Annotated in this window: 18 protein-coding genes; 9 read left to right on the top strand and 9 right to left on the bottom strand. The window is 42.7% G+C overall.

The window, feature by feature from the left end; translation table 11 throughout:
• The first annotated feature begins 67 nt into the window (after window positions 1-67).
• Window positions 68-2,194: an outer membrane beta-barrel family protein gene (locus tag DWW10_RS19125; RefSeq protein WP_118422103.1), complete on the top strand. Its 2,127-nt coding sequence runs from the start codon at window positions 68-70 to the stop codon at window positions 2,192-2,194.
• A 120-nt stretch (window positions 2,195-2,314) separates the two neighbouring features.
• Here the strand turns inward: DWW10_RS19125 and DWW10_RS19130 are convergent, their stop codons facing one another.
• Window positions 2,315-2,659 carry a hypothetical protein gene (locus DWW10_RS19130; protein WP_022392493.1) on the bottom strand — a complete coding sequence of 115 codons (345 nt, stop codon included), beginning with the start codon at window positions 2,657-2,659 and terminating at the stop codon, window positions 2,315-2,317.
• Window positions 2,646-2,930: a hypothetical protein gene (locus tag DWW10_RS19135; protein ID WP_022392492.1), complete on the bottom strand. Its 285-nt coding sequence runs from the start codon at window positions 2,928-2,930 to the stop codon at window positions 2,646-2,648. The genes DWW10_RS19130 and DWW10_RS19135 overlap by 14 nt, the downstream gene beginning before the upstream one ends.
• A 255-nt stretch (window positions 2,931-3,185) precedes the next feature.
• Between DWW10_RS19135 and fucO the strand changes: the two genes are divergently transcribed.
• The gene (gene fucO, locus DWW10_RS19140) at window positions 3,186-4,340 is read left to right on the top strand and encodes a lactaldehyde reductase (RefSeq protein ID WP_022392491.1); all 1,155 of its coding nucleotides are present in this window, start codon (window positions 3,186-3,188) and stop codon (window positions 4,338-4,340) included.
• Between the two features lie 90 nt (window positions 4,341-4,430).
• Here fucO and DWW10_RS19145 read toward each other — a convergent pair whose 3' ends face one another.
• Together DWW10_RS19145 and DWW10_RS19150 are read right to left on the bottom strand one after the other, a co-directional pair.
• Window positions 4,431-5,750, bottom strand: a complete 1,320-nt coding sequence (locus DWW10_RS19145; protein WP_022392490.1) for a sensor histidine kinase — start codon at window positions 5,748-5,750, stop codon at window positions 4,431-4,433.
• A complete protein-coding gene (locus tag DWW10_RS19150) occupies window positions 5,747-7,138 on the bottom strand; it encodes a sigma-54-dependent transcriptional regulator (protein ID WP_118422147.1) in 1,392 nt (463 codons plus the stop codon). Before DWW10_RS19150 ends, DWW10_RS19145 begins: the two co-directional genes overlap by 4 nt.
• 293 nt (window positions 7,139-7,431) lie before the next feature.
• Between DWW10_RS19150 and DWW10_RS19155 the strand changes: the two genes are divergently transcribed.
• The 5 genes from DWW10_RS19155 to DWW10_RS19175 all read left to right on the top strand — a co-directional run bounded on the left by DWW10_RS19155 (window position 7,432) and on the right by DWW10_RS19175 (window position 15,328).
• Entirely contained in the window at window positions 7,432-8,727 is a 1,296-nt protein-coding gene (locus tag DWW10_RS19155; RefSeq protein WP_259320507.1) for a DUF4933 domain-containing protein, read from the top strand.
• Between the two features lie 20 nt (window positions 8,728-8,747).
• Window positions 8,748-11,156, top strand: a complete 2,409-nt coding sequence (locus DWW10_RS19160) for an FtsX-like permease family protein (protein WP_118422105.1) — start codon at window positions 8,748-8,750, stop codon at window positions 11,154-11,156.
• Window positions 11,157-11,193: 37 nt separating this feature from the next.
• Window positions 11,194-11,874: an ABC transporter ATP-binding protein gene (locus tag DWW10_RS19165; RefSeq protein ID WP_022391323.1), complete on the top strand. Its 681-nt coding sequence runs from the start codon at window positions 11,194-11,196 to the stop codon at window positions 11,872-11,874.
• A gap of 122 nt (window positions 11,875-11,996) precedes the next feature.
• Window positions 11,997-13,556: a TlpA disulfide reductase family protein gene (locus DWW10_RS19170; protein WP_118422106.1), complete on the top strand. Its 1,560-nt coding sequence runs from the start codon at window positions 11,997-11,999 to the stop codon at window positions 13,554-13,556.
• A gap of 101 nt (window positions 13,557-13,657) precedes the next feature.
• Window positions 13,658-15,328: a formate--tetrahydrofolate ligase gene (locus DWW10_RS19175; protein WP_022391315.1), complete on the top strand. Its 1,671-nt coding sequence runs from the start codon at window positions 13,658-13,660 to the stop codon at window positions 15,326-15,328.
• An 81-nt stretch (window positions 15,329-15,409) separates the two neighbouring features.
• Here DWW10_RS19175 and glyA read toward each other — a convergent pair whose 3' ends face one another.
• The 5 genes from glyA to pyrB form a co-directional block, all read right to left on the bottom strand.
• A complete protein-coding gene (gene glyA / locus DWW10_RS19180) occupies window positions 15,410-16,690 on the bottom strand; it encodes a serine hydroxymethyltransferase (protein ID WP_007218378.1) in 1,281 nt (426 codons plus the stop codon).
• Window positions 16,691-16,794: 104 nt separating this feature from the next.
• The gene (locus tag DWW10_RS19185; protein ID WP_022391316.1) at window positions 16,795-17,547 is read right to left on the bottom strand and encodes a porin family protein; all 753 of its coding nucleotides are present in this window, start codon (window positions 17,545-17,547) and stop codon (window positions 16,795-16,797) included.
• Window positions 17,548-17,570: 23 nt separating this feature from the next.
• Window positions 17,571-18,137 carry a flavin reductase family protein gene (locus DWW10_RS19190; protein ID WP_022391317.1) on the bottom strand — a complete coding sequence of 189 codons (567 nt, stop codon included), beginning with the start codon at window positions 18,135-18,137 and terminating at the stop codon, window positions 17,571-17,573.
• 20 nt (window positions 18,138-18,157) lie between these two features.
• Entirely contained in the window at window positions 18,158-18,619 is a 462-nt protein-coding gene (gene pyrI, locus DWW10_RS19195) for an aspartate carbamoyltransferase regulatory subunit (protein WP_007214025.1), read from the bottom strand.
• 37 nt (window positions 18,620-18,656) lie between these two features.
• Entirely contained in the window at window positions 18,657-19,586 is a 930-nt protein-coding gene (gene pyrB / locus DWW10_RS19200; RefSeq protein ID WP_022391318.1) for an aspartate carbamoyltransferase, read from the bottom strand.
• Window positions 19,587-20,313: 727 nt separating this feature from the next.
• Between pyrB and DWW10_RS19205 the strand changes: the two genes are divergently transcribed.
• Both DWW10_RS19205 and DWW10_RS19210 read left to right on the top strand, forming a co-directional pair.
• Complete coding sequence (locus tag DWW10_RS19205; RefSeq protein ID WP_022391320.1) at window positions 20,314-22,635, top strand: transglycosylase domain-containing protein; 2,322 nt, start codon at window positions 20,314-20,316, stop codon at window positions 22,633-22,635.
• A 35-nt stretch (window positions 22,636-22,670) separates the two neighbouring features.
• Window positions 22,671-23,036, top strand: a complete 366-nt coding sequence (locus DWW10_RS19210) for a 2-amino-4-hydroxy-6-hydroxymethyldihydropteridine diphosphokinase (RefSeq protein ID WP_007214029.1) — start codon at window positions 22,671-22,673, stop codon at window positions 23,034-23,036.
• Window positions 23,037-23,091 lie beyond the last annotated feature (55 nt).

Raw genomic sequence — 23,091 nt, forward strand, 5'->3', positions numbered from 1 at the left:
ACCGTTTTTAGTTAAATAGGTGTAAACCATTTCTGTATTAAGTCAGTCTTATTACTATCTTTCCCTGATGCTATGTGCATTGAGTGCAGGAGTTTCCGCTCAGGAAATAACAAAGAGTACGGATGTAGAGAGCGAACGGACGCTCAGCGCGGGCAGTATTATAACACAAGACAAGCAGCTGGACAGTCTTTATCAATCTCTTCCTGAAGTAATGATTACCGGACAACGTCCCATCGTGAAAGCGGAGCAAGGTAAACTGGTGTACGATCTTCCGCGTCTTATCGGTAATCTACCCGTAGATAATGCTTATGATGCTGTGAAAGAACTGCCGGGCGTAACCGAGATGAATGGCGGGTTGATGTTGGCAGGGCAGGGGGTAACTGTAATATTGGATGGCAAAGTTACCACCATGAGTACCGAACAGCTTTATTCTTTATTGAAAAGCATCCCGTCCAGTCGCATTGAGAAGGCGGAAGTGATGTACAATGCTCCGGCACGCTATCAGGTGCGGGGTGCACTCATCAATATCACACTGAAACAAAGCACCGGAGGCCCGTCTTCCTGGCAGGGAGAGCTTTATGGTAAATATAATCAGAAACATTACGAGGGCTTCAACGAACGTGCCAGCCTGATCTATAACGGAAATAAATTCTCAGCAGATTTTCTTTACTCACACAACCACGGACGGGGATATTCTTTAACCGATAAAGAAGCTATGCACTCTCTGGCGGACGGTTCGGTTCATCACATCACAACCGATGAGATGGGCCGAAGCCGTTCACATACTCATAGTTTCCGGGTAGGAATGGATTATAATATTGCCAAGGACCATCAGCTGAGCTTTGTTTATAATGGAAGTTATTCGACTCATCATAGTTTGATGGATATTTACGGTACGCAGCAGTCCAATACTCGTAGCAACAGTACCGATTGGCTGCACAACGGGCGTCTGGATTACCGTACACCTTTCGGATTGAAAGCCGGTGCTGAACTGACTTATTATCGTTCTCCGTCCGATCAGTTATTGCATAGCAGCATGCAAGATGAAGAGCTTGCCTTTTATACCGAAGACTGTCAGCGCATCAATCGCTGGAAATTTTTCCTTGCCCAGGAGCATAATCTGGGTCGTGGATGGGGATTGAATTATGGTGCCGTTTATACGACCAGTATCGACCACAGTTATCAATATTATTATGATACGGAGAAGGATGCGGGAACAAAGGCAGGTGTGAGCACAGGTATTCCCGATAATATGCAATCCCGCCGTCGCGAACAAACTTTGAACTTCTATGCGGGTTTCAATAAAAGTTTCGGTGATAAACTTTCCCTGGACGCTTCGCTTGCCGTGGAACATTACAAGACGCCGGTATGGAATCAGTGGGATTGGTATCCTACCATTAATCTGAGTTATATGCCTGCCCCCGGCTATGTCTGGCAATTGGCTTTGAGCAGCGATAAGGACTATCCTGATTATTGGGCGGTGCAGGACGCTATCTCTTATCTGGGCGGTGGATATTCTGAAATACATGGGAACCCGTTCCTGAAACCGGCTCAGGAATATCAACTTCAGTTGACACATATTTTGAAGAGTAAATACATCTTTAGCGCATGGTTTGCTCATACGAAAGATTATTCTACCCAGACTCTTTATCAATCTTCCGAACGTCTGGTGGAGATCTATAAGCATTTGAATTTTAATTACCAACAACAAGCAGGAGTACAAGCTTCTATACCATTTGATATAAAGCAATGGTTAAACTCTCGTTTAACTTTGATTGGTGTGTGGCATCATGAGAAGGATGATGATTTCTGGGATATTCCTTTTAACCGGAATATTTGTTATGGTATTGCCGTACTGACAAATACTTTCACTCTCTCCAAGAAGCCTGATCTGAAACTGACACTGACAGGAATGGCTCGTAGTAAAGCGACTCAGGGAATTTATGATTTACCGTCTTCAGGGTATGTAAATGCTGCTTTGCGGTATGGCTTTGCCAAAGGAAAGGCTATTCTGAATCTTTATTGCAATGACATTTTTGAGACGGGACAGATAAAACCACGTATCCGCTTTGGTACGCAGAACGTGACGAATGATTATGCTTGTTTCAGGGAAATCGGGGTGTCGTTTACGTATAAGTTCGGAGGATATAGGGAGAAGAAGAGGGAGGAGGTGGATACGTCGAGGTTTAAATAGTGACGAGCTGCAAGCTACAAGTGACAAGTACTTTTCGGCATGATAGATGGGCGAATAATTATTCGCCTACGAGTACAGCGCAGCAACTCGTTACTCGTTACTGGTAGCTCGTAGCAAATCTTAACGTATGTATTGTCCTTCCTTGTGATTGTTTGTTATATACTTAACCAGAATACGTTCGTCTTGTTTAATGAAAAAGATATACCATGTTGTACGAGGTGACTTGCTTCTTTTGAAAAAAGTGTATTGCATATTTTCTCCGTAACGAGAAAAATGGCTTTCGGCTGCAGGGCTGAGGTGGTAATGAACTGCCGTTGGAATTTTCTGAATAAAATCGATAATTTCGTCTACAAGTAGTTCTGCATTTTCATAAATATTCAGATAACCTTCAGTTATCAGGATATTAGGAAGTTCCTCTAAAAAATCTGAAACAGAAGGGTGTATAAGGATTTTAGTTGCGAGCATACATTTCTTTTAATTTGCGTTTACACTGTATGCGGAAATCCTCAACGGTTAGTCCCTGTTCCCATTCCTGCTCAAATTTATCTTTTTGTGCAATGCGTTCTTTCACAAACTCCAATACAGAATTCAATTCTTCCGGTTCGTCTATACGCATTATACGATTGACCAATTGAACCTTCATCGCATTTATATCTCCGTAGATACTTAACGGTTCGGAAGCGTTCGTTTGTTGCACCGGAATATCAGAATATTTTTTGGTCTCTTTCTTTCCCATATCTATCGTTTTTAATAATCGTTTCAATGATAGTACAAATATAGCATGTTTGCTTTATCTTTCAATGATTTGCTGCCATTTAAATGAAGAACTTATTTTTTTATGATTACTAAAAAACATTCCGCATACTATAAAAATCAGAATCTTTTGTCCCTTCCTCCTCTATATTTCTTAATTTTGTCGGAACAAAATGAAGTATAAACCTTCCGCACACTCAATCTCAAAATGACACTGCGGAACCTAAATTATCGTATTATGATTAACAGATTCGTCTTGAACGAAGTATCCTACTTCGGACCGGGTGCCCGCGAAGTGCTCCCACAGGAAATTAAACGTCTCGGCTTGAAAAAAGCCTTTGTATCTACTGACAAAGATCTGATTAAATTTGGTGTAGCTGACAAGGTGCTTTCCGTACTGAATAAGGCAGGCATACCCTATGTTGTATTCAGCGATATTAAACCAAATCCTACGGTTAGCAATGTAAATGCAGGTGTGAAAGCGTTTGCAGAATCCGGTGCTGATTTTATTCTGGCTATTGGTGGTGGTTCTTCCATCGATACATCAAAAGCTATCGGCATTATCACTAATAACCCGGAATTCAGTGATGTGGTTTCTCTGGAAGGAGTAGCGCCGACTCAGAAGAAATCCGTGCCTATCATTGCTTTGCCTACTACAGCAGGAACGGCTGCCGAGGTGACTATCAACTACGTGATTACCGACGAAGTGAATGAAAAGAAGATGGTATGTGTAGATCCGAATGATATTCCTGCCATCGCTATTGTAGATGCCGAATTGATGTACACTTTGCCTAAAGGGCTGACCGCTTCTACGGGACTGGATGCATTGACACATGCTATTGAAGGTCTGATTACTAAGGGAGCTTGGGAAATGAGTGATATGTTTGAAATTAAAGCCATCGAAATGATTACCCGTTATCTGGAAACAGCAGTGTTTGAGCCGACAAATGCAGAAGCACGTAATGGTATGGCGGTAGCGCAATATATTGCAGGTATGGCATTTTCTAATGTAGGTTTGGGCGTTGTTCATGGTATGGCACATCCGTTGGGTGCTATTTTTGACATACCTCACGGTGTGGCTAATGCGTTGTTGCTGCCTATCATTATGGAATTCAATGCTCCTGCTGCGCTTGATAAGTATGTGGAAATTGCTAAGGCGATGAAAGTATATAAAGAAGGAATGAGCCAGGAAGAAGCTGCACGTGCTGCCGTAGATGCAGTGAGAGCACTGTCAGTAAGAGTAGGTATTCCGCAACACCTTTCTGAATTAGGTATCAAGGAAAGCGATCTCGACAAGCTGGCTACGGCTGCTATTGCCGATGTTTGTACACCGGGTAATCCTCGCGAGGTGACGAAGGAGATTATTCTGGATTTATATAAAAAAGCGTTGTAATAAGTGATTAGGGGTTAGTGATAAGTGATTAGTGCTGCGCTATAATGCCGCAAGGAGACTAATCACTTATCACTAACCCCTAATCACTTATTAAACTATCGGGAACAGAAGTGTAAACGTGCTTCCTTCTCCCACTTTTGATTGCACCGTAATGCTGCCATGATGCTGGTGCATGATTTGGCGCGAGATGGTTAACCCGATACCTGAACCAGTCGGTTTTGTGGTGAAGAATGGAATGAAAATACGTTCCTGAACTTCCGGATCGATGCCGGTTCCATTATCAGTAACACGCAGGAAAAGGTGATTTCCTGGAGTTATGCCCGCGGAAAGAGTGATTTGTGTCGCTTCGTTTTCGCGGGCATTCCGTATCAGGTTGATAAGTACCTGTTCTATTTGCTCTTTATCTGCAATCAAGCGCAACGGAACGTTGGGAAGAGAGAGGTGTAGATCATCTGTATCATTTTGCATCAATTGAACGACTCCTTTCAGCAATTCTCCGGCATTATAAAGTTTCAATAAAGGGTGGGGCAGATGTGATACTTCCCGGTAACTATTCATAAAGCGTACCAGCCCGTTTCCTCTGCGACCGATGGTTTGCAACATCTGTCTGATTTCCATTTTGGTTTCTTCGTCACCTTCCAGACTGTCGGCGTACTTGGCAAGAAGTTCTGTAAGCGAAATGATGGGGGTAATGGAATTCATAATCTCATGTGTCAGTACACGGATTAGCTTTTGCCAGGCTTCCGTCTCACGGTTATCCAGGGCAGAATGGATATTCTTCATTCCGGCAATCAAAAGTTTCCTGCCTTGAATGATAAACTCCATACCGGAAAGAGCGAATTGCACAGTCTCTTCTTCCTGTTTGATTTGCCATACGGACAAATCGCCTGCTTTCAGTGTATGCAGCTTAGCCGGGAGATCGGAGTGAAAGTCGACCAGATCATTTATCGTATGCGGACAATCGATATGTATCAGGCGTTTGGCTGCATCATTGACCCATTCCATTTGCCCGTCGGGCGTATAAACAAGAATAGCCATGTCTATATGATTGGCAAGTGCCTGAAAATATTGCAATTTGCTTTCTTTCTTTTGCAGGTTGTTCCGGTAATGTTCAAGGGCATCCTGCATTTCAGTCAGCAGTTCTTCGGGAAGAGGCTGGGTGGTATTGGGATTGGAAGTGGGAGAAGAAAGAAATTCAGAGTAGCGCACAGACCAGATAAACTGGGCCATGGCACGGGCAGAACGTAAGATATACCTATATATGGTATAAGCAACAAACGCCGTGAGGCAGAGCGCCACGAACAGGCTAAAATAAAAGCCGTGTACAGCCAACCAAGCCGAAACGAGGCAACATATCAATAATGTAATTGTGAGCCAAAGTGGCGTTTTTACCCAAGTTTGTCTTTTCATAATCCGAACTTTTCAATCCTTCTATAAAGTGAAGTCCTTGTGATTCCCAGCATTTCTGCTGCCAATGTAATGTTACCGCCACACATTCTCATTACCTCATTGATCGCATCCTTTTCCATCCGTTCCAGATTATACTTATCTTTTTCAGATACAGTATTGGAAGACCGGGGACTGCGTAACATGAAATCATCCGGAGTCAGCATGGTTCCTGTAGAGAGGATGACGGCACGTTCGATGGCATGCTCGAGTTCACGCACATTGCCCGGCCAACGGTAAAGCTGTAGCGTCTTTCGTGCTTCTTTGGAAATTCCCCGAAGTTCTTTCTTATACTTCTTCCGATAACGTTGGAGAAAGAAATCGGCTAACAGGAACAGGTCGTTTCCCCGTTCCCGCAAAGGCGGAATACGAATTTCAATCGTATTGATGCGGTACAGTAAATCCTGGCGGAATTGTCCGTCGTCGATGGCACTGTATAAATCCGTATTTGTGGCACAAATCAACCTTACATCTACAGGGTAGGAGGTGGTAGAACCGAGCCGTGAACTCTTTCTTTGTTCTATGACCGAAAGTAACTTCGCTTGAAGCGGAAGACTCAGATTGCCGATTTCGTTCAGGAACAACGTTCCGCCTGAAGCCACTTCCACACGTCCCGGCTTATTCTTGCGGGCGTCGGTAAACGCACCCTTTTCATATCCGAACAATTCGCTTTCGAACAATGTGTCCGGAATACTTCCTAAATCGATAGGTACGTATATCTCATTCTTTCGGGGGGACTGTTCGTAAACAAAGCGAGCAATCAAGTCTTTTCCCGTTCCGTTTTCTCCCAGGAGCAAAAGGTTCGCATCTGTTTCGGAGAACTTTCTTATCGTCTGAAAAATAGCTTGCATGGCGGCAGATTCACCGATGACGCGCGTTGGCTCAGGGGGAAGAGTCAAAGCTTCTGTTTGTTCTTTTAAAGTCTCCTTCTGTTGTTTCAGGGATTCTACTTCCGTCCGGCTGAAACTGAGTTGCAGTGCGGAGGAGACGGTGGCTATCAGTTTCTCGTTTTGCCAGGGTTTGGGAATGAAATCTGTGGCACCTTGTTTAATGGCTTGCACAGCCTTCTCTGTATCTGCATAGGCTGTGATAAAGATAACGACCGCTTTTGCATCCAGTTTCAGTATCTCTTCCAGCCAATGAAAGCCTTCTTTGCCACTGACAGCATCCTGACGGAAATTCATGTCGAGCAAGATAACATCGAAACGGGTACGTGAGATGACAGGTAATAATTCTCTTGGGTCATTTAGAGTAGTTATGCTTTCTGCAATAGGGCGCAGCAGCATTTTCAGAGTGAAGAGGATGTCTTCATTATCATCTACGATTAGGATTTTACCTCGTTTCATCATAATTCGAAAGGATTGGTTTGACTTGTTGGTGAAGATTGGTACGCATACCAATCGCAAAGATATAGAAAGTTTTCGAGATAGTAGTGTACGGAAGCGTGCATTCGGTGTACGATATCGTGCAATTTTGTGCAGATAGCATTTAGATAAATCTTTGTATATTAGCTATCTAACCATTTGGTATGGTTGTTGCCATCTATTTTAAAGTAAACGAATAAGAAAAACATATGCTACACAAAAAACTGATTTATATTGTATTAATTGTTTCTTTTATAGCTTGTAGTTCTAAGAATCCGGGTATGAATAGAGATGAAATTGTCCGGACTTTGGACGAGCAAGCCATGCAACATGAAACCGCCGTGAAGGCGGCTTCTGCTGCAATGCCGGAAGTTACGGAAGATTATACACCTCCTGCCGGAATAAAATATCGAGCTAAAATAGAAACTGCCGGAGTGAAAACCCTTAATGTACAGGCTGCGTTGAAGAATGTACGTTCTATGAAAGTTAGCGAACTCGGTACACTTCGTATCCACCGTACAGGAGCATTGGTGCCAATGGGCGGTAGTTTGATGTCAGTGGAAGAGGGTTACTTATTGAATAGTTACCAAGGTATCTACTTATTGGATAAAGGCTTTAAACTTATCAAGCAGCTATTTAAAAATGATATTGTTTTTCAACGAGACGGAAAAAGGGGCTTTTTCCAATTACGCACCCTACTGCAGAGTGTCTATTATGATGATGTTCATAAACAAATTCAAGGGGCGTATGCGGTACGTGGTCATGAAAAAAATAAATCCCGGACCTTTCTGGCTTTTCTTCCCTGGGATGTTTTAACAGCTGCCACAGAACCTTTGATGGAAAAAGATATAGCAGACAGTATCCCTCTGCAGGGTAATCTGGGTTATAGAGTTTTGTTTAAGTTTATACCGGAAGGTTTTATACGTGGCATACCTTACTCCAGTCGCTTTTACACCAATGAGCTAAAGGGAGATACCCTGTGTTATTTCGAGCCGACTCACTCACCGGATTATCCCCCTTCAGGAAGTGGCGGTTCTGTACGGAGCGGAGAGCCATGGCATATTTATGATTATCAAGGTAAAACGCATATATGTTTAGCCTATGATAATACGCTTTACCAACTGGAAAATTCATCCACGCTGAAAGCTATTTATCGATTGGATTTTGGCTCTTTACAGCGCGCTGATGGGCAGAAGGTTATAGGTGGCAGTAATGTGGATGATTCTTATTTTGTGGATCGGTGGCTGGAGACAGATCGCCACCTGTTTATCAAAATAACGAAAGGGTATGACTCACCCAATGCCCGGAAAGCTAAATCCGTTTCTCTTTATTCACTTATATATGATAAGCGATCCGGAGACTTCTTTGCACTTCCTCCTGAAAGCAATAGTGAAAAACCCGAATTTCCGTATCTTACTGCCGATGGCGAACCAAATATGTCGTTTTATCCCGATGGAGTAGTTGGAAATATCCCTTATACTTGTCTCGATGCAATGAAGATGAAAGAAAAATATCCGGATGTTCTGAAAGGACAGGATATACCGGATGATGAATTAATAGTGTTAACCATAGAATAATTAAAATAGGAGAATAACAGATGATAAAGCATTATGTGAAAGTTGCGCTTCGGCTTATAAAGCGGAGTTTCTTGTTTTCTTCCATCAATATGCTGGGTTTTGTATTCGGCATGGCGGCGGCGTTCCTCATCTACCTTTGGGTAGTAGACGAACTGACGTATGATGACTGCTTTCCCGAAGTGAATCGTATTTACCGGACTATTGAGGTGAACCGGGAGCCGAGTGGGGAAATAAAGGAGTCTCCTTCGACGGTACGTTCGCTTACTAAAGTCTTTCGTGAAGAATTTCCACAAGTAGAGGAAGCTTCAGCTATTAAGTATGGAGAGTTGCATACATTTGAGACGGAAGGCCACAAGAAGATCAGCGGACATGGGGTATATGTTGATTCTGCATTCTTTCGGATATTTCCTTTTCCGGTGTTGGAAGGAAATCCGGAGTATATAAGTAATAATCCTGATAATGTCGTTTTGTCGGAATTGACGGCACAGAAAATGTTTGGTAAGAAACCGGCAGTAGGACAGAAATTAACTTATAGCGGATATGGAAGAGAAAGAATCTATAATGTAGTTGCAGTGGTGAAGATACCTTCAAAGAGCCATATCCGGTTTGATATTGTTTATCCGATGGAGGCTTATGGCATGGGGATGATGGGTTATGATTGGGATCATTTTCGTGAGAGTATCCATGTATATGTAAAGATGAAGGCTGGTGACGAAGGAAAAATGTATCAGCAGGAATTGAAAAGCATGAGTCGGGCGCTTAGTAAGTTTGGGGAAAAGCGAACTTTGTTGCGTTTTCAATCAGTCAAAGATATTCATCTGAATACTACTTTTCCCGATCCTTGCGTAAAGAATCATGGCAACATGGCCACTATTTATCTGTTTACAGCTCTGGCTATATTAGTTATCTTTATGGGAGCCTTCAACTTTACAACACTTTCTACGGCACGGGCTTCCATGCGTTATAAAGAAATAGGCGTACGCAAAATAACAGGCGCCAAGCGGAAAACTCTGATCTCACAGTTTCTTTCGGAAAGTCTGGTGCAGGCATTCATCTCTTTGATACTGGCATTAGCTTTGACAGAGTTGATGTTGCCGTTATTCAATAAGTTCATGGATACGGAAATCTCACTGCGGCTAAGTTGGGCTGTCTTCTTTTATATATTGTTCGGTATAGTAGGAATCGGCTGTTTGGCAGGGAGTTATCCGGCTTTTTATCTTTCTTCCATCAATCCATTACTTGCTTTTAAGGGTGGACAGAAAACAGGTAAGAAGGGAGGACTTATCAAAGGATTGGTATGCATACAGTTTATTATAGCTCTTACGCTGATGTTGCTGACTGCTATCGTCTTTAAACAGCTTCACTATATGCAAAACAAAGATTTGGGACTTGATAAGGAAAATGTGGTATCCGTCTATACCAGTTTATGGTATAATGTGGCTGGATTCAAGCAGGAATTATTGAGAAATCCAAATGTGAAAAGTATATCTATGGGAGCACCTATCGAGAACCTTGGAGAAGGTGAAGCCCATGGAGACGGTAACCTATTCCGTTGGACAAATATAGACGGACAGGAAGATTCGCTAAAAATGGTAATGGTATTTGCAGATGGGGATTTTAGTAAGACATTTGGTTTGGAGTTGATAAAAGGGAAATTGCTGGAATCTGATTTTGAAAAATACTGGGGAGACAGGAATCCCGGTATTGTGATTAACGAGGCTGCCTGGAAGGGCATGAAGGTAGCTGATCCTATCGGTATGGAGTTACAAATGAGTACCTGGGGTAAGATGCATATTGTAGGAGTGGTGAAAGATTTCAATTTCCAGTCTCTGCGCGAAAAGATAAAACCTGCTATTCTTTATTATTCTCCGGAAGCATTATCGTATATGCATATAAAAATAGCTCCCGAACATCGGCAGGAGACTCTGAAATTCATTCAGAGAAAATACGAAGAGATGGCTGTACAGGATGATTTGTTCGTAAAGGATTTCAGTTACCAGTTCTTTTCCGATGCATTGAATAAGAACTATGCCAAGGAACATCAACAAAGCCGGATGTTGCTATTCTTCACAGTATTGGCCATCCTTATTGCTATGCTGGGTGTATTTGGCCTGGTTGCCCTCTCCACGGAACAGCGAACGAAAGAAATCGGTGTCCGTAAAGTGAACGGTGCCCATTCCGACCGGATCGTTAAGATGTTCTGTATGGAATACCTCAAATGGGTGGGAATTGCTTTTGTTGTGGCATCTCCCATTGGATATTACCTTATGTACCGTTGGCTGAGCGAATTTGCTTATCAGACTGCCATAAGTTGGTGGTTGTTCATATTGGCAGGAGCAGTCATTGCAGGGATTACTTTGCTTACGGTCATCGGGCAAACCTGGCGGAAGGCTTCTCAAAATCCGGTAGTATCCTTGAGATATGAATAAATAAATGTTTAAGATAATAACAATACAATATACGATTATGATTAAAACAGTTAACCTCACCAAAATATTTCGTACGGAAAGCGTACAGACCACTGCATTGAATGAAGTAAGTTTAGAAATCAATCAGGGAGAGTTTGTAGCCATTATGGGACCTTCCGGTTGTGGCAAGTCTACCTTGCTGAATATGATAGGTTTGCTTGACAATCCCACTTCCGGTGAACTTTGGTTTCTGGATCAGGAAGTTTCCCACTACTCCGAGAATGACCGTACGGATTTGCGTAACGGAAATCTTGGTTTTGTATTCCAAAGTTTCAACCTGATAGATGAACTTACAGTCTTTGAAAACGTGGAACTTCCTTTGCTTTATGCCGGAGTGTCCACGCGTGAGCGTGTGAAACGTGTCAATGAGGCTTTGGAGCGCATGCAAATAGCTCACCGCACCGAGCATTATCCGCAACAACTTTCTGGTGGACAGCAGCAGCGTGTGGCCATAGCGCGTGCCATTGTTACCAATCCCCGTATTATCCTCGCCGATGAACCTACGGGAAATCTGGATTCTACGAACGGTAATGAAGTGATGAATCTCCTGAAAGAGCTGAATCGTGATGGGGCTACTATTGTTATGGTTACCCACTCTGAAGAGAATGCCCGCGAAGCAGAAAGAATCATACGGATGATGGACGGATATATATTGACTGAAAGTAAAAACGCCCGGTAGAAGATACTTAATGATAAAGGAAACAGGTTATTACGAAATAATCGTAATTTTGTTTGCCGATCTCGGAGAAATCATATAGTTTTGTGCATAGATATATAATTTTATAACTAAACAGCACGTATATGAAAAAAGAGATTGTAACGCTGTTCTTAATGACAAGTGTTTGGGCAGCACAAGCTCAAGGGACTTTTACAATAGAAGGGCAAGTAAAGAATGTAGAAGACGGAGCTTTAATCACTTTGTTTCGTTTAGATGGAAATGTGGGTAACAGTATCGGTGTTGATACGATTCGTAACGGACATTTTCGTTTTCAGGCAGAAACATTGGGGAACGAAACAGAAATAGTGGATATGATGGGAAGAAGTGATAAGTTTCCTTCCATGAGTTTAAGGCTTTGGGTTCGTCCGGGAGATAATATACGGATAAGCGGTGAAAACACACTGATACGAACTTGGAATGTGGAAAGCACTGTTCCGGAACAAGTAGCTAATCAGGCCTTTATAAACGACTCACGCGAATTGTGGAATGAATATCAGCGCAATTCTTTGTTGCAGCGTGCATATCGCCGGAAGTATGCAGGAAGTGCGGTGGACGAAGAAAGACAGGCGATACGTGCACAAGCTGATAGTTTACGGAAGCTGGAAGATGAAATTACGATCCGTATTGATGCCAACACTATAAAACGTATGAAGCAGATTCCTGTTGACGATATTTGGCTGGAGCAATTGGAGAAGTTGGCAATGTCAGCAAAGTATACTGAAAATTATCCTTATAAAGAAGAAGTGATTGCTCTCTATGAAGGACTGACCAATGAAGAAAAACAGACCGATTTGGCAATGAATACATATACATATCTCTTTCCTCCCCAAGTAGTGGAAGTGGGTGATGAAATGGCAGATGCTGATTTGTATGATCTGGAAGGAAATGTACACCACTTGGCTGATTTTAAAGGCAAATATATCATGTTGGATTTCTGGAGTCGTGGTTGCGGTCCGTGCCTTATGGCTCTACCCGAAATGAAGGAAGTGGCTGAGATGTACAAAGATCGCCTGACAATAGTAAGTCTGAGCATCGATACCAAGAAAGGTTGGGAAACTGCTTCTAAAACCCATGAAATGACTTGGCAGAATCTGAATGAATTGAAAGGAAGCAATGGATTATTTGCCAAATACGGAGTACGTGGAATTCCAAATTATGTCCTTATTTCACCTGAAGGACGCATCGTAGAAAAATGGTTCGGATATAGTGCACACAGCTTGAAACGAAAATTTCGCCGCCTGCTAAATGCAAACGAATATGTGATGAGCTTAGGGGAAGAGAATGGACATAAAGTGGTGAACTTCCCGACTGTGAAGAAAAGCAATAACGATATTCCTGAAATTCGCCAGGTTGTATTAACGGATACTGCTACGATTCTGCGGATTCGTGCCTATTATATACCGAAATACTGGATACAAATAATGAAGAATATCCAGTTGGTAGCGGACAATGGAACTGTATGTCCTGTGCTTCGTTCGGAAGGTATTCCTTTAGGGGAAAAATTCTACATGCCGGAAAGTGGGGAAGCTGATTATACTCTTTATTTCGCTCCATTGCCGGCCGGAACACGTTCTTTCGATATGATCGAGCCGGAAGGTTCAAAACCGGATCGAGTAGAAGGTATCGCTTTGACACTTGAATAAGACAGCAGAGGCTTTCTTATTCTAAAATCTTGCTATCTGCACTCTTTTTCGTACATTTGTAGCTTTCAAAAAGAAAGTTGTTATTTTAAAAAATACTCTGTATGAAATCAGACATTGAAATAGCTCGCAGCATAGAGCTGAAGAAAATTAAGCAGGTGGCCGAAGGTGTGGGTATTCCGCGCGAAGAAGTAGAAAACTACGGACGGTATATCGCTAAAATTCCAACGAATTTGATTGATGAAGAGAAAGTGAAGAAGAGTAACCTGATTCTGGTTACCGCCATTACTGCCACCAAAGCAGGTATTGGTAAAACAACAGTTTCTATCGGTCTGGCTTTGGGATTGAATAAAATTGGTAAAAAGGCGATTGTTGCTTTGCGTGAACCTTCATTAGGACCTTGTTTCGGAATGAAGGGTGGGGCAGCAGGTGGCGGTTATGCCCAAGTGCTTCCCATGGAGAAGATAAATCTGCATTTTACGGGGGATTTTCATGCCATCACTTCGGCTCACAATATGATATCGGCTTTGCTCGATAATTATCTGTATCAGCATCAGGCAGACGGTTTCGGACTGAAAGAAATTATCTGGCAGCGTGTGCTGGATGTGAACGACCGTTCTTTGCGTAGTATTGTCACGGGTTTAGGTCCCAGTACAAACGGTATTACTGAAGAGTCCGGCTTCGATATTACTCCCGCATCCGAAATTATGGCTATTCTTTGTCTGGCAAAGGATATAGACGACTTGAAACGACGGATTGAGAATATTATTCTTGGTTTCCGCTTTGATGGTTGTCCGTTCACAGTGAAGGAGTTAGGTGTTGCTGGAGCTATTACTGTCTTGTTGAAAGATGCCATTAATCCGAACTTAGTTCAAACTACCGAAGGATCGGCTGCTTTTGTTCATGGTGGTCCCTTCGCGAATATTGCACATGGTTGTAACTCTATTCTGGCAACGAAAATGGCCATGACTTTCGGTGACTATGTTGTAACGGAAGCCGGCTTCGGTGCTGACCTCGGTGCGGAGAAATTTTATAATATCAAATGCCGTAAAAGTGGATTGCAACCAAAGTTGACTGTGATTGTTGCCACTGCACAAGGTTTGAAAATGCATGGAGGTGTCAGCCTCGATCGTATTAAAGAGCCCAATATGGAGGGATTGCAGCAAGGTTTCGGTAATCTTGATAAGCATATACGTAATCTGCGTTCGTTCGGTCAGACGGTGGTGGTTGCTTTCAATCGTTTTGCCAGTGATACGGATGAGGAAGTGGAAGCGATCCGTCATCACTGTGAGGAAAAATTAGGCGTTGGCTTTGCTGTCAATAATGCATTTGCAGAAGGTGGAGAAGGAGCTGTGGAACTTGCTAATCTGGTAGTGGATGCTATTGAGAAGAAACCTTCCGAACCTTTGAACTTCAGTTATAGTGAGGATGATAGTGTAGAACAGAAGATAGAGAAGATAGCTTGTAATCTATATGGTGCCAGCGTGGTGACTTATAGCATTCATTCACGCAAAATCATTAAACTGATAGAGAAGATGGGCATTGGCCATTATCCAGTTTGTATAGCCAAAACTCAATATTCTTTCTCTGCCGATCCGAAGATATATGGTGCAGTGAATAATTTTGAATTCCACATCAAAGATATTGTAATCAATAACGGTGCGGAAATGATTGTTGCCATTGCAGGAGAAATTTTACGTATGCCGGGGCTTCCCAAAGAACCGCAGGCTATGCATATTGATATTGTGGATGGAAATATAGAAGGCTTGAGCTAAATCAGCTATTAGACATAAAAAAGAAATCCGCAGTCTTTCATTAGGCTGCGGATTTTTTATAACGTTTTTATATACGTTTTCTTAGTATGCAAACAGCGGATATTTTTCCATAGTCTTATTCACGCGTGCGCGAACTTCGGCAATAACCGCTTCGTTTTCTACATTGGACAGAACCGTTTCAATCATTTCTGCAATTTCCAGCATCAGATCTTCTTTAGCGCCACGAGTAGTGATGGCAGGAGTACCCAGACGGATACCGGAAGTCTGGAATGCAGAGCGGCTATCGAACGGAACCATATTTTTGTTTACAGTGATATCGGCAGATACCAATGCTTTTTCAGCCACTTTACCTGTGAGATCAGGATATTTGCTACGCAGGTCGACCAGCATAGAGTGATTATCCGTACCACCGGAAACGATTGTAAAGCCACGGTCGATTAATGCTTGTGCCAGTACGGCTGCATTCTTCTTCACTTGGGCAGCATATTCTTTGAATTCAGGTTGCAGGATTTCACCGAATGCTACAGCTTTTGATGCAATGACGTGTTCCAACGGACCACCTTGGATACCCGGGAATACGGCTGAGTCGATCAACTGAGACATCATCTTGATTTCACCCTTCGGTGTCGTTTTGCCCCAAGGATTAGGGAAGTCTTTGCCAATCAGGATGATACCTCCGCGAGGACCACGCAAAGTCTTATGTGTGGTAGAAGTAACGATATGAGCATACTTCACAGGGTTTTCCAGCAATCCGGCTGCAATCAGTCCGGCAGGGTGAGCCATATCGATCATCAGGATAGCACCTACTTTGTCTGCGATTTCGCGCATACGCTTGTAGTCCCATTCGCGGGAATATGCTGAACCACCACCGATAATCATTTTGGGTTTTTCGCGCAAAGCAACTTCTTCCATCTGGTCATAGTCTACGCGACCGGTTTCCTTATTCAGATTATATTCACAGGGAGTATAGATGATACCGGAAGTATTTACTAAAGAACCGTGTGAGAGGTGACCGCCGTGAGCCAGATTCAATCCCATGAATTTGTCACCCGGATTCAATACAGCGAGGAATACAGCTGCATTAGCTTGTGCGCCTGAGTGGGGTTGCACGTTAGCCCATTCTGCACCAAAGATTTCCTTTATGCGGTCGATAGCAATTTGTTCGCTCTGGTCTACTACTTCGCAGCCTCCGTAGTAACGTTTGCCGGGATAACCTTCTGCATACTTGTTAGTGAGACAGGAGCCCATTGCCTCCATTACTTGGTCACTTACAAAATTCTCTGATGCAATCAGTTCAATACCTTTGAGCTGACGTTGATGTTCTTTTTCGATGATATCGAAAATTAAATCGTCTCTTTTCATTTTGCTTACTTAGATAAGTTTGATAAATCTGTGTTCTCTTATTAAGCGCACAAATTTACGGTAAAAAAATGAATAAACTGTCAGAAAAGACAGAAATTTACTTTCTAAAAGAATACTCCAAAGGAAAAGCTGAGAACATTGTCTCGTCGGTGGAAACGTATTTCGTCGGCGGGTGGATCACCTTCGACGACACCATCATCATAAGTCACTTTGCGCGATATATTATGTAATCCTATATCATAACGGAAGTCGAAGAAAATGCGGGAAATGGTAACGGCTACTCCAAGGGTGAAGCTGAGGTTCAATGGTCGCAATCTTTCGCTGATTCCCTGCTGGTCAAAATTCTCAAAAGTGACTTCGCTTTTTTTATTCCAGATATAACGGAACTTAGGACCGCCGAATACAGCCAGGCTATAAGGTCCCTCCTTGATAACATTATATCCATAGATCACAGGAATATCTACGCTGTGAATGGATGACGTAATAGATGCCATTTCCAAAGGGGCATCCTCTGCGGCAGGTTTCTCGAAAGTAATGTTGCAACGGTTAATGTTGTAGGATATTTCCGGTTGCAGGAAGTGGCGTTCAAAGTTGATACGCATAAAAACAGAACCGAAATAACCTATCTTATAGTTATTCTGCACCTCGTCTATGGTGATACCGTTCAATGTAAGGTTGGATACAAGAAAGAGGGAAGAGGTGAAGCCACCCTTAATACCAAAGTTCACCGGACGGTCATGGTGATGTTTGCTCAGAGGTTCTTCAACCGCCGTGCCAGGCACAAGATGAGATTGCCCCCACATTGTAGCGGGGAAAAACAAAAGGCACAGGATAAATATTTTCAAAACTTTGTTCATCACTTATCACTAACCGTTAATCACTATCTTTTCTTCTCAACAGACCAGCCAAATTTACCGATCTTTTCACCCAATTCATAGTATCCTCCATGTACATAAACCAGTGGATTAGCTTCCGCCAGTTCCAGTTTTCCGGTTTCCGTATTCAGGTTCCGGTCGTCGGCACGTACGTTTACCACATCGGCAATAAACATATCATGCGAGCCGAGTGACATGATTTCCTTTACACGGCATTCTATACACAAGGGGGATTCTTCAATAAGGGGAGCATTGACCACAGTACTTTTTCCCGGTGTCAGATGCATTTCTTCGAACTTATTGTAGTCTTTCCCGGAACGTACGCCACACCAATCCGTTGCACGCGCCATATCTTTGGTCGTGAGATTAATGACAAACTCCATATTCCGTTTCAGGATTTCGTAAGAGTAACGTTCCGGGCGTACTGAAATATAGCACATGGGCGGGTTCGTACAAATCGTTCCCGTCCATGCAATTGTTACTATGTTGTATTCTTCCGGAGTGCTTCCGCAACTTACCAATACGGCAGGAAGCGGGTAAATCATTGTTCCGGGCTTCCAGTCTTGTTTCATGACTAAAGAGTTACGAGCTTTTATATTATTTCAATTTCGTTCCTGTTTTGTTCTTTCTCGCAATAGTGACATCGGATCACACAATTTTCCTTGTCTACTACATGGAATAACGTCGCCATGGGTTCGTTGTTCGTGATACATTTGGGGTTGGCACATTTTACAATGCCGCGAAGTTCTTCAGGAAGGCTAACTTCACGTTTTTCCACCACTTCATAATCCCGGATAATATTCAGCTTCACATTAGGTGCTACCACAGCGATGCGATTAATTTCATCATCGCAGAAAAATTTATCCGCAATTTTAATAATGCCTTTAGTTCCCAGCTTTCCGCTTTTGAGATTAAAGCCAATGGTGATATTGTTATTCATGTGTTCCAGTCCCAGTAAAGAGACTACAGTGAACAGATTTTCAGAGGGGATATGGTCGATAACTGTACCGTTTTCTAATGCGGCAACCTGTAATTCTTGTTTTTTTTCGCTCATCTTTCAATTTACAATTTAGCAATTTACAAAGTACAATTCAGGCTTTCACCTCATCCAGTGTGATGCCTAATACATCACAGAGAATAGCCTCACGGGCATACAGACCATTTTGTGCCTGCTGGAAGTAGTAAGCTTTCGGATTATCGTCTACGTCATAAGCGATTTCATTGACGCGGGGCAGGGGATGCAGAATACACAGATTAGGACGGGTATGTTCCAGCATTTTGTTGCGCAGGATGTAGACGTTCTTCACCCGTTCGTACTCCATGAGGTCAGTGAAGCGTTCACGCTGCACACGAGTCATGTAGAGGATGTCGGCATTTGCTATGGTTTCTTCCGTAAAGTCCGTATGTTCCACGTACTTGATGCCATGATCGCGGCAGTAAATTTTGTATTCTTCGGGCATTCTCAATTCATCAGGAGCTATGAAGTGGAAAGTTGGGTTGAAGTGACGCATTGCCATCAGCAGTGAGTGTACGGTGCGGCCATATTTGAGGTCACCAACGAGGAAAATATTCAGGTTCTCCAGTGTACCCTGGGTTTTGTAGATGGAGTAGAGGTCGAGCATCGTTTGTGAAGGATGCTGGTTGGCTCCGTCTCCGGCATTGACGATAGGTACTGTGGTTACTTCGCTGGCATAGCGGGCTGCTCCTTCCAGATGGTGCCGCATCACGATGATATCGGCGTAGTTGCTCACCATTTTGATGGTATCTTTCAGGGTTTCGCCTTTCGAAGAACTCGTTGCTTTGGGGTCACTAAACCCGATTACACGGGCTCCTAAGCGGTTGGCTGCTGTTTCAAAACTGAGTCTTGTACGGGTAGACGGCTCGAAAAAGAGGGTTGCAACCACTTTCCCTTCCAGCAGCCTACGGTTGGGACGGGCTTCAAACTGCTTCGCCATCTCGATCATGTAGAGGATTTTTTCCTTGCTATGCTCGGCAATGGTGACTAAACTTCTGTTTTCCATATCGTTCGTTATTTTGTTTCTTTTCGAGAGTTCAAAGGTACGGAAAAGATGCGGAGTACGGAAGAAAGACGGGAGAAAATTTAGAAGTTTTTTTCGTCTCCATAGCCGGAGATCTTCAGCTCATGGGACAAAAAGTTTTGCCCCGTGGGATGAAAAAAAATATCTCATGAGACAAAAAAAACAATCCCATGGGATGAAGCTGCTCATGTGGTGAAATGAATGCCGGAATTTGCTTGGATCATTACCAGCATCAGCAGCAGCTTTTCTTTTTCTTTTCTGCTGTTGTTATTATATAAAGAATATATAAGAAAGAAAAATGTACTATTTGTTTTGACTAAAGTGTTGAATAATAATAATTTATTCTTCGATTTTTTACTTTTTCCCTAAGCGAAAACAGCATGGGAACAGTCGATTTCCAAGCAAAAAATGCCTCTAAAATGCTCAATTCCCCCACCTTTTTGGTCACCAAAATGCCATATTCTATCCCCTCAAACGCCACACTTTATCATCGGAAATGCCACATTTCATTCTCCGAAATGCCACACTTTGTGCTTGCTGAAGTGTGGCGTTTTACCCGTTAAGATGTGGCATTTTGGATGATAAAGTGTGGCGTTTTAAGAGTTTTCTATAGAATTTATAAGGGTGTTCCAATATAATTCCGTACCTTTGCCTTGTTATTTTTACAGGTAATCTATTTTATTGATTTAGTGAATTTACAGTAATAAACATGATAAAGAACATCATAAAAATCCTTTGGATATTCTTAGCCGTCATAGTATTGGCTTGCGTCACTGTTTTCTTCTCCATTGCTAAAGGTTGGATAGGCTATATGCCTCCTGTTGAAGATCTGGAAAACCCCAATTATAAGTTTGCTACACAAGTTTTCTCGGAAGACGGGAAGGTACTTGGTACTTATTCGTTTAGCAAAGAGAACCGTGTATATGTGGGCTATAATGATTTATCCCCCAATGTCATCAATGCATTGATTGCAACAGAAGATGTGCGTTTTGCCGAGCATTCCGGAATTGATGCTATTGCTCTGTTTCGCGCCATTGTGAAGCGTGGTTTATTATTCCAGAAGAATGCAGGTGGGGGTAGTACGATTACCCAACAATTATCGAAACAACTCTATTCGCCCAGTGCGGACAATGTAATGGAACGTTTGTTTCAGAAACCCATTGAGTGGGTAATTGCTGTGAAATTGGAGCGTTACTATACCAAGGAAGAGATACTTACGATGTATCTTAATAAATTTGACTTTTTAAACAATGCAGTCGGTATCAAAACTGCAGCCAACACTTACTTTGGCTGTGAACCTAAAGATTTAAAAATAGAAGAAGCTGCCACTTTAGTTGGTATGTGTAAAAATCCGGCTCTTTATAATCCCGTTCGTTTCAACGAGCGTTCACGCGGACGCCGTAATGTGGTGCTCGATCAAATGCGTAAAGCAGGATATATCACTGCCGAAGAATGTGATTCACTGCAAGCACTTCCACTGACCTTGAAATATACCCGTGTTGACCATAAAGAAGGTATGGCGACCTATTTCCGTGAATATCTGCGTGGAGTATTAAATGCCAAGAAGCCTGTGAAGGGAGATTATAGGGGCTGGCAGATGCAAAAATTTTATGAAGATTCTCTTGATTGGGAAAATAATCCTCTGTTCGGCTGGTGCGAAAAGAATATAAAGAAAGATGGTTCAAAGTATAACCTTTATACGGATGGTCTGAAAATCTATACGACTATTGACTCCCGTATGCAGCAATATGCAGAAGAGGCAGTAGAAGAGCACCTGAAAGAACTACAAGGCTATTTCTTTAAAGAAAAGAAGGGACGGAAACAAGCACCCTACAGTAATAGAATTACGAAGGATCAGGTAGATGAAATCCTTGCCCGCACCATGAAACAGTCTGATCGTTATCGGACCATGAAGAAAGCCGGAGCATCGGATGCTCAAATAGAAAAGGCTTTCAATACGCCTGAAGAAATGTCGGTATTTACCTGGAATGGTGAAAAGGATACGATCATGACACCTATGGATTCTATCCGTTATTACAAACACTTCCTTCGTGCCGGTTTTATGTCAATGGATCCGCACAACGGACATGTAAAGGCGTATGTAGGCGGGCCTAATTATAATTACTTCCAATACGACATGGCAATGGTAGGACGTCGTCAGATTGGTTCTACTATGAAACCTTATGTATATTCACTGGCTATGGAGAATGGATTTTCTCCTTGCGATGAGATGCGACATGTGGAATTTCAGGGCTTCGATGAAAATGGTAACCCTTGGGCACCCCGTAATGCAAATACTAAACGCTACGGAGAAATGGTGACTTTGAAATGGGGCTTAGCTAATTCGGACAACTGGATTACGGCACGATTGATGAGTAAATTAAACCCGTATGAGCTGAAACGATTGTTACATAGTTTCGGCGTGCGCAATCGTGAGATAGTACCTTCTATTGCTCTTTGCCTTGGACCTTGCGAGATCTCAGTAGGAGAAATGGTAAGTGCATATACGGCATTCCCCAATAAAGGAATTCGTGTGGCACCTATGTTTGTAACCCGTATAGAAGACAGTGATGGTAATGTACTGGCTACGTTCTCTCCGGAAATGGAAGAAGTTGTCAGTGTTTCCAGTGCTTATAAGATGTTGGTTATGCTTCGTGCCGTAATCAATGAGGGAACAGGTGGACGTGTTCGTCGTTTAGGTGTAAAAGCTGATATGGGTGGTAAGACCGGAACAACTAACTATAATGCAGATGGTTGGTTTATGGGCTTTACTCCTTCACTGGTATCCGGATGCTGGGTTGGCGGTGAAGAACGCGATATTCATTTCGACACTATGCTGCATGGGCAAGGTGCTTCTATGGCATTGCCTATTTGGTCTAAATATATGGTAAAAGTACTTGGAGACAAGACACTGGGATATGATGAAAATGAGACATTCCAACTTCCGGAAGGTTTCGATCCCTGTAAGGATAACGGGGACGTTAATTCTGAACCGGCATCAGAAACTGGTTTGGATGACTTCTTTGATTAAAATTCAAGTGTCGGTCTAAATTCTTGATTTCGAAAGTGGTTTATACAATCAGCATCGGTAGTAACGAGCAACAGAAAGAGAATCTTTCGTTGGCGCGGAAGCGGTTGAAAGAACTGTTTCCTGGTATTCGTTTTTCTACGGAAGAAGAGACTAAACCGCTTTATTTCCGGCGTTCATCCTTATTTTCCAATCAGGTGGCACGTTTTATTTCCAGTAGCGATGCGGCGGAAATAACTTCTTGTTTGAAAGCTATTGAACGGGAAGCGGGGCGGATGCCTGAAGAGAAAAAGCAAGAAATAGTCCGGTTGGATCTGGACTTATTATCATGTGATGATACAGTCTATAAACCTGACGATTTAAAAAGGGACTATATTTGCCGGGGATTAAAAGAAATAGAGTAATTTAAAATGGGTACGCGGACGACGCGGATACAGTGGACGAACGCGTATCTATTAA

It is taken from the genome of Bacteroides intestinalis, assembly GCF_003464595.1.
Classification (GTDB): Bacteria; Bacteroidota; Bacteroidia; order Bacteroidales; family Bacteroidaceae; genus Bacteroides; species Bacteroides intestinalis_A.